Consider the following 8,907-nt stretch of genomic DNA (forward strand, 5'->3'; position numbering starts at 1 on the left):
CCTGAGTTTACTGGGGAGGGGTATCTTGCAAAACTGTTTTAGAGACAATTCTGGTTTTCTTGCGATCGCTTTCAGATAAATCTCCACCAGATTGCAGCTGGGTAGCAGAAGTTTGCAACACCGTCGCCGCGCCAGTATCTCCCATTTGCAGTGCAGTTTTAGCAGCCGTTTGTAACATTGTCGCCGCACCAGAGCGATCGCCCTGTTGCAATTTCGTCTCGGCTAGCTGGGTTTGGCGATACTTAGCTAATGCTAAAATAGAGTGTTGCACCTGGGGATTCGGGTCTGCTTGGTAATTTTTGACTACATGGGCATAAACTGGGACATTTGGTGTAACTAAACCTACCTTGTTAGCGGCTGGATCATCGTAGCGGACTTGCATATTAGCGATCGCTTGTTCACCTGTTGGCAATTGTCCCAAATAAATATTAGCTAAGATTACCCGTTCTGCATCTTTCATTAAATCTCCCAACCGCACAGCGAAACGTCCATCAGCTTCTTGTTGCAGTGGTAACTCAATTGTGTCTGGGGAAACTTGGGCTACAGGTTTGAGTTCTGCTAGCCGGACATTGGGCATCAGCGAGAATAACAGATAAGCATTAGTCAACCCCACCGTTTGAATGCGGCTAAACAAGCGATTAAACTCTTCCACAGCCTGTTCGGGTTTTTGAATATAAGATAAAGTACCTAAACCAGCATCAGCAATTTTTTCTAAAACATCTTGGTTCCAATTGTCACCAAATCCCAAAGTGTTTAAAGTCAAATTATAGCTAGCAGCCAATTGAGCGAATTTTAAACAGCGATTATTATCACCGTGTTCATTTTCACCGTCGGTTAATAAAAAAGCTTGGGAAACAGTATCTTTTTTGCCCTTTGCCAACTCCTCAATGCCTAAGCGCAGTCCTTCGTCAATCGCAGTTCCACCATCGGCGGCGAGGCGATTAATTTGCTGTTTGATTTTCTCTGGATCTTCGACACTTTGACTGGGTACTAAAACTTTGGCACGGTGATCGAAAACTACAACACTGAGGCGATCGCCAGGGTTGAGTCTATCTACCAGACGAATCGCTGCTTTTTTGACCGTTTCTAGCGATCGCCCGTTCATAGAACCACTATGATCGAGAATTAGGCATAAATTCAGAGGCACATTCCGATCCTGATTTTCTGCCTTCGCCGAAATCGAAATTCCCAACTGACGTTGACTGTTCAGTTGATTTGCGTCCAAATTACCATCATTCAAGGCAGGCTGCAAATTAACCTTCATAACTCAAAGTCCCTATTCAGGATATACATATTAAAAAATAACTTCAAAGCAACACTTTAGTTCTACGGAAAACCTATCCAACACAAATACACTAATTTGACACTCCCCTGGCTGAATAAGTATCGCTACGCTCACCTATTCGGAATCATGGGGATTCTACATTCACAGACTCGCCGTTAGACGGCAGGCTTGCGCCAACCGCCCAAGAGGGCAAATCTCCTGTAGCGTAAATTCCGGTATGCCCTACCGTACTCAATCCTAATCTTAAAATATTGATGCTAGCATTCAAATCTCTATCCACCACGTAGTCACAATGAGGGCAAACATGGGTTCTCGTGGACAAAGATTTTTTCACTTTCTCGCCACAGTTAGAACAATTTTGGCTTGTATTATAGGGAGGAACAGCAATGGTTACTTTCCCATATTTATGTCCAAAATATTCTAACCACAAGCGGAAAGTGTACCAACCAGCATCGCTAATAGATTTAGCTAGATGTCGGTTACGTACCAAAGCCTTCACATTCAAATCTTCATAGGCTACCAAATCGTTAGATTGGATGACGGAGTACGCTAATCTTTTGCAATACTCTTTTCGTTGCCTACTTACCCTTAAATGTTTACGGGCATACCTATTTCTAGCTTTGTGGTAATTGTGAGATTGCCGAGCTTTGGCTTTCTTCTTTATCGTGCTAAACTTCTTGGACTTTTTACGATTAGCACGGTTTAAAGCTTTCTCAGACTTGCGGTAAAACTTAGGGGCGGGTTCCACATTCCCTTTACTATCAGCAATGAAACATTTTAACCCTAAATCAATACCAACTACTTCAAAAGTTGGTATTGATTCAACCCTAACATCAACATCAATCGCAAACTGAGCATAATACCCATCAGCCCGACGTACTAAACCGACTCTTTTTATTTGCTTAATATCGTAGTAGTTTAGATCGTAGGTTCCCTTTAGTTTTAGGGTTCCGATGCCTTTTTTATCTGAGAAAATAATTGCTTTACGATTAGTCGAAAGTTTGTAGCCACTTGTCTTATACTCAACTGAGCGACAATGTTTTTTAAATTTAGGGAACCCCTTTTTGCCTTTAACTTTCTTCTTGCAGTTATTGTAAAACCGCGCTATCGCCGACCATGCACGTTCAGCAGCAGATTGTCTAGCCATTGAATTAAGTTCATCGGCAAAAGAAAATTCTTCAGCCAATACCGCACAGTATTTATTGAGGTCATATCTACCTATACTTTTGTTGTCCATCCAATAACGTAAGCACTTATTTTGGACAAATTGGCTGGTATGAATAGCCTCATCAATAGCCCGATACTGCCTCTCTTTCCCTTTTACCTTAAACTCGTAAACTATCATGGCTCGACCATTATTCACCACAATAGTTATGTTATCACGCTTTACATAAGCTAATTGATCTGTGGAGAAAAATAAAGCGTCACCAAGGCGTAAACGCCTTAAATCATTTTCATCCCTGGCGTCTTCGTGGATGTGATCCGATTAAGAGATGTCTGAAATAAATAAAAACTTAACTAGATTGGTTGAGTGCGTAGTCACACCTAATGGTGTAGCAGTTTAGGAAAGCTAGATTTTGATAAGACTTAAAATACAAAAAAATTAATTGAGTACGGTAGGGATACGGTCATTTACGCTTTAGGAGAATTAACCTCTACTTGGGTTGGAGTAATTCTGCCTGAGCAAGTTGGCTCGTTGATTAAAGAATCTCAGTGTCTTTCGACCTAAAAGTGTCAAAATCAGAATATCTTAGAAGCCAAGCATTGGCAGATGCGAAGCCACCTTCAGCATTAGGGAGAAATCCGCACCTTGAGGAAGGCTGGCATCGCGCTAGGATGTATTACAGTTAACGGCATAGTTTCAGGCGATCAGTTGCTATGGACATTTCCCCAATTAAGGCTGTTCAAGCCCCATATTACGGCGATAACTTTTACCGGACACCACCGCCAGATTTACCTTCCCTCTTATTGAAGGAGCGGATTGTCTATATTGGGATGCCACTGGTACCTGCTGTCACGGAATTAATCGTGGCCGAATTGCTGTTTTTGCAATCCGACGACCCCGAAAAACCAATTAAAATCTATATCAATTCCACCGGCACTTCCGGTTACAGTGGCGAACCCATTGGCTTTGAAACCGAAGCCTTCGCCATCTTTGACACAATGAAATATATCAAGCCTCCTATCCACACCATCTGCGTCGGTTCCGCGATGGGTATGGCAGCGATGCTACTCAGTGCTGGTACAAAAGGTTGCCGCGCTAGTTTGCCTCACTCCTCGATTATCCTGCATCAGCCCAAGAGCTACGCCCAAGGTCAAGCAACGGATATTCAAATTCGCGCTAGGGAAGTTTTGGTAAATAAAGGGGCGTTAGTTGATATCTTGCATCGCACCACTGGACAGCCTCCAGAAAAAATTACTAAAGATATGGATCGGTTGTTATATATGACACCCTATGAAGCGAAGGAATACGGATTGATTGATCGAGTTTTTGAGAAAGAAGAACTCGCAAATCCCCCACTCCCTGCCAGTGTCCTTTAATTTAGTTAGGAGTTATGAGTTATGAATTAGGAGTTATGAGTTATGAGTTATTGAAAACTCCTCACTCCTAACTTTTAACTCCTAACTTTCAACTCCTAACTCCTAACTTTCAACTCTCCCACCGCCCCCAAATTATTAAGAATGGAGTAAATTATGCCTATAGGCGTTCCTAAAGTTCCTTACCGGATGCCGGGTGGACAATATACAGATTGGATTAGCATCTACGATCGCCTTTACCGGGAACGGATTATATTCTTGGGGCGAGATATTGATGATGAAATTGCCAATCAAATTATCGCTGTAATGCTGTATTTGGACTCAGATGATCCAGGTAAAGATATTTATATATACATCAATTCCCCCGGTGGGATGGTTACATCTGGCATGGCTATTTTTGACACCATGCAACATATCAAATCAGATGTAGTGACTATTTGCGTCGGTTTAGCGGCTTCAATGGGGTCTTTTCTGTTAGCAGCTGGCACCAAAGGCAAACGGCTAGCATTGCCTCACTCACGGATTATGATTCACCAGCCTTCAGGTGGCACCCGTGGACAAGCAAGCGATATCGAAATTGAAGCTAAAGAGATTCTGCGAATTCGTCACGAACTCAATGGCATCTATGCCGATAAAACTGGTCAGACCATACAAAAGATTGAAAAAGATATGGATCGCGACTTTTTCATGTCTGCCGAAGAAGCAAAACAATACGGTTTAATTGACCGTGTGATTGAAGAACGAACCTCGGTAATAACAGGGGAGTAGGGCAGAGGGGGCAGAGGGAGCAGAGGGGGCAGGGGGGCAGGGGGAGCAGGGGAGGCAGGGGGAGAGTAAAAACTCCTAACTCCTAACTCCTAACTCCTAACTCCTAACTCCCCACTCCCTTCCCCAAACAAATTGTCAACATTGAACTTAAAAATAGTAAATTAGCCCTTATTATTAATAGTTTAGGCGTGAAGCAGATAGCTGATAGCCTCTTGCTGGATATTCGATAGCTCATAGCTCAAGATGGATCTTGGAGATTGCTACCGTTTACTAGGTTTGAGAGCGGGAGCTTCTTTTGTTGACATCAAAGCGTCTTACCGACGATTGGCGCAGCAATATCATCCCGATATCAACCCAGATGACAACAAAGCCAAAGATAAGTTTATTGCGTTGACAGAGGCGTACAAACTCCTGCTGACGGTGGTACTGCCAGAGGAGACTGTGGCACATTCAACTCAGGTGTCAACGCATAGGCAGAAAACACCAGTAACAACGGTGATAAGCCAAGAACCAGGGAAACCAAAGCCGCCTAATGTGTTGGAAATAGAAGAACGGCTGAAGTGGAAAACTTATGAGCAATTGCAGCAATTTTTGCAAGAAAGACGATTTCCGCAAGCGATCGCCCTGGCGGAAGCTTTAGCAGATCGTTTGTCAACAGATGCAGAAGTCCGTCAATGGCTAGCGATCGCCTATCAAATTTGGGGACGGGCGCTAATTTCCCAAAACCAGCTGCTCAAAGCCAGAATTTATCTCAAAAAAGCTCTGAAGACAGACCCCTATAATAAAAGTCTCTGGTATGAAGTCCAGCGCGATTTCCAACGATTAGAACAAATCTTTTAAAGATTCAGAATTAGCCCTTTCAAGACGGGTAAACTTTTTGGACAATAATTCTTCTTATTTCTGTGTTATCTGCTACTAATGCAGTTAAATAAATTCCCAAAAAAGTGCTAAGTCACATTGAAACGCCTGGTTCTGAGTATAAAAATTTTACCAAAAACCTTGATTTCAGGATTCTGTGAGAAAATAAACGCTTCAATTCTCGCTTTATTTACAGTTGAAAAATAGACTCTTATTTTTCTTTTTTCAGAGTGATTAAAGAGGTTTAATTACTCTAGCTTTTTGTTACATACTTGGAAATTATTCTGCCTCCTTTTGCTAATCTGCAAGATGAGGTAAACAACTCACATTAATTTTGAGGACTGTCTACTTTTAATATATTGTGGAGAAAGAATATGCGCGGCGAATCTAACTACCCTGATGAACCTCTAGAACCAAAAAAACCACCTATCAACCCACCTATCAACAAGACTTCAGCGGCCTTAACCCCCGTAGCTCCTTTATTGCCATCTCCTTCTGTACTGCCGTCTATACAGCTGGACACTGGTACCATCAGTTTTAATAATGGAGTTCCAGTGGGAGGCTATTCGCACCTGAGTTTATTTCCAAATGGAGCTTATAGCTTTACGGGTCATTTCCATGATAGTGGCGCTACTAGCTATGATACTGGACTTGTTTTCGCACTTAAGGATAGCTTAGGTACAACTTTCACGTTCTCGCATACGGGACGAACTCATGGCACTTTTGAGTCTGGTTCTCGAGATGATGATTGGAATGAATCCGGTACTAATCCAGTGCTAGCTGCTGATTGGGGCAATATATCGAGTGGCTACAGTTGGTCTTCAAGAGCTGGTGCAAATCTCAATTTAGGGGGAATATTTGATGAAGCAGTTAAGATAGTAGGTTACGCTCAAACGGTAATTCAAGTTGTTGGATATGTTATTGGATAAGAAATTAACACCATAACAACGCTCTAACAGTGAAGTGCTAACAATAGACATCTCCAAAAATGAATCTACAACCTGTGCAGCTTGGGCTGATACCTAATTTCTAGAGATGTCTAATCCTCTAAGCACAAAAAAGCCACCACTAGCTCTGCACATGAGGATAAGTTGTTCCACAAATAAACTTGCATAAGCTGGGCGGGCTTTTCGTCCCCCCCCACAAGAGTTTGATTTAACTCGATTATGCAACTTAGATGTTTTTCAGCTTATCTCCCAGCAAGTAGATCCCGCTTCAGCAACAATTAGAGTTACTGCCGTTGAGGTCGAAGAATTAAGCAAGGCAGAACAGTGCGATCGCCTACATCTAGAGCGCCGTGTGGAGAGAGGGGTTTTTGAAGCGGTTAAGGCACTAGCAGAATTGCGCGATCGCACCTGCTGAATGTGGGTTAAATTGTTAAGTCCCTTGTTGCTACAGGTCGTAAGTTGGAAAGTCTGACCGGAGGTTTCCTTCGATCAGACTTTCCACAAAATCTAAAATTGGCACGGTCATTGCCGCCATCCGCGCAGCACTGCTCCCAAGGTAGCGATTCCTTCCACAATTTTCTGTGTTGGCTGAAAGCTAAAAGCTAACCTGATAGCATCATCCCCCTGTCCATTGATGTAACAGCGAGTCCCTGGCAGAAAACTGACGCCGTGTTCACTCGCAGCCATTAGCAGTGCTTTGGCGCTAATATCTGAGGGCAATTTACACCAAACGAAGAAGCCGCCATCGGGACGCTTTGCAACTATATCAGTGGGAAACTCTTGAGCGATCGCCTCTAACAACAAATTGCACTTATGTTTGTAGCAGGCAATTAACTCCTGAATGTGATTATCTAATTTGCCTGTGGCACAATAGCGGGCGACCACATGACTGACAAATGGCCCTACAGGCCCCTCACTTTTGAACATTGCCAGCCGCTGAATAATCGCCGGATCGCCACAAGCCCAGCCCAACCTGATACCAGGCGCAATAATTTTCGAGAAGGTACTGACATATAATACCCACCCCTCCTTGTCCAGGGTTGCCAGGGGAGGCACAGTTTCTCCTTGGAAGCGCAAATCGCTATAAGCATCGTCTTCTATTACCACCACGCCATACTCAGCCGCTAATGCTACCAGTTTTTGGCGGCGAAATAACGGCATAGTAGTGCCTGTGGGATTGTGAAAGGTGGGGATGGTGTAAATAAACCGGGGTCGGATGCCCTGCTTCTTCAAGTCGCTCAATGTTACTTCTAGGGCATCTACATTCATCCCCAACTCATCCACAGGAATGGTAATTATGCGTGCGCCAGCTTGGACAAATCTAACAACTACTCCCAGGAAGGTTGGGCCTTCCACAATTACTACATCACCAGGTTCGACAAACACATGTGGTAGCAAGCCCAAAATCTGACCAGAACCATAGCCAATGATTAGGCGATCGCGATCGGTAGTGATTCCTTTAGCCTGCAAGCGGAGGATAATTTGCTCGTATAGTTGAGCTGAAGGTGGCCCATAATTAAGAGCGATCGGAGCCTCTTCTAACAGCACAGAGGCACTTGCAGCAGCCAAGTGAGCGTGAGGAAAGAGAATTGGGTCAGCTAGACCGTAGGTAAAGCTGACAGTGGCGATTTTGGTTAACTCTGTACTATAGGTTGGTGGTGCGATGTTTCTAGCTCGTTCGGCGAACAAATCAGCAATTCGGTAAGCAGGGGTAGTGGCAGCCATAAGAAGTTCAAAATTGAAAGTCAAAATAGAGAACACACAACAAGGCAATTAGCGAAAATCACTTTTCAAGAAAGTGGGGGTCTTAAACTTTCGTTAGTCGCCTAGAATTCATGGTGGATTCTGGCTGCTGACGGATGTATTCTTCCTTATAACATGATGACGAGTATCGTGAATATTGACTGATAGAACGGAATTACTGACAGTGAAATTAATTAACCTCAAAGTGGCAGCAGCTAATTCTAAGCTTAGGCTGTCTACTACTGATTATTGCCTGTAAAAGTTTCTATCCCACTACTAACCCAGATGCTAAACTTCTCAAGGTTGCTACAGACCCTACGTTTATCCCTTTTGAAATCCAAAGGGCTAGCGGGAACTTGGAAGGTTTTAATATTGATTTGATGAATGCGTAGGCGTAGCCCGCCGCAGGCATCGCTAAAGTAGCAGGTTTTGCAGTCCAGTTTGAAAGCCTGCCCTTTGATGACATGATCTCGACCTTGCAAGCCAACTCCGCAGCCAGATTATTGACAATAGGGAATAGGGGATGGTGAAGAGGACTTGGGAACTCTTGAGAATTAGGGATAAGCAGAAAGACTTGTTGCAAGTTCTTACCTCAAGTCACCTTTTCCCCTTATCTTTGCTGCTCCCCATTCCCCATTTCTAAGCAATTGGCTGCCAATATGCCAATATATTAAATCCCACATTCCGCACTTCAATCAGTAGTATTAATAAACTACATTTAAATAAAATTCCAAATTATAATTTGGACTCCTAAGTAACCCTGAAAAA

General features: G+C 43.3%; 8 protein-coding genes. 5 read left to right on the forward strand and 3 right to left on the reverse strand.

Annotated elements, in window-relative coordinates; all coding sequences use genetic code 11:
• Positions 1-7 precede the first annotated feature (7 nt).
• Positions 8-1,264: a vWA domain-containing protein gene (locus V7K32_RS18855; protein WP_334995336.1), complete on the reverse strand. Its 1,257-nt coding sequence runs from the start codon at positions 1,262-1,264 to the stop codon at positions 8-10.
• A 145-nt stretch (positions 1,265-1,409) separates the two neighbouring features.
• A complete protein-coding gene (locus V7K32_RS18860) occupies positions 1,410-2,630 on the reverse strand; it encodes an RNA-guided endonuclease InsQ/TnpB family protein (RefSeq protein WP_334995344.1) in 1,221 nt (406 codons plus the stop codon).
• Positions 2,631-2,998: 368 nt separating this feature from the next.
• Between V7K32_RS18860 and V7K32_RS18865 the strand changes: the two genes are divergently transcribed.
• The 5 genes from V7K32_RS18865 to V7K32_RS18885 all read left to right on the forward strand — a co-directional run bounded on the left by V7K32_RS18865 (position 2,999) and on the right by V7K32_RS18885 (position 6,378).
• Positions 2,999-3,136 carry a hypothetical protein gene (locus V7K32_RS18865; RefSeq protein WP_334995337.1) on the forward strand — a complete coding sequence of 46 codons (138 nt, stop codon included), beginning with the start codon at positions 2,999-3,001 and terminating at the stop codon, positions 3,134-3,136.
• A 27-nt stretch (positions 3,137-3,163) separates the two neighbouring features.
• Entirely contained in the window at positions 3,164-3,826 is a 663-nt protein-coding gene (locus V7K32_RS18870; RefSeq protein WP_334995338.1) for an ATP-dependent Clp protease proteolytic subunit, read from the forward strand.
• Between the two features lie 153 nt (positions 3,827-3,979).
• Entirely contained in the window at positions 3,980-4,591 is a 612-nt protein-coding gene (locus V7K32_RS18875; protein ID WP_334995339.1) for an ATP-dependent Clp protease proteolytic subunit, read from the forward strand.
• Positions 4,592-4,834: 243 nt separating this feature from the next.
• Complete coding sequence (locus tag V7K32_RS18880) at positions 4,835-5,431, forward strand: J domain-containing protein (RefSeq protein ID WP_334995340.1); 597 nt, start codon at positions 4,835-4,837, stop codon at positions 5,429-5,431.
• Positions 5,432-5,823: 392 nt separating this feature from the next.
• Positions 5,824-6,378, forward strand: a complete 555-nt coding sequence (locus tag V7K32_RS18885) for a hypothetical protein (protein ID WP_334995341.1) — start codon at positions 5,824-5,826, stop codon at positions 6,376-6,378.
• A gap of 540 nt (positions 6,379-6,918) precedes the next feature.
• Here the strand turns inward: V7K32_RS18885 and V7K32_RS18890 are convergent.
• Positions 6,919-8,121, reverse strand: a complete 1,203-nt coding sequence (locus V7K32_RS18890; protein WP_334995342.1) for an aminotransferase-like domain-containing protein — start codon at positions 8,119-8,121, stop codon at positions 6,919-6,921.
• Positions 8,122-8,907 lie beyond the last annotated feature (786 nt).

This window comes from Nostoc sp., from assembly GCF_036917635.1.
In the GTDB taxonomy this organism is placed as follows: domain Bacteria; phylum Cyanobacteriota; class Cyanobacteriia; order Cyanobacteriales; family Nostocaceae; genus Nostoc.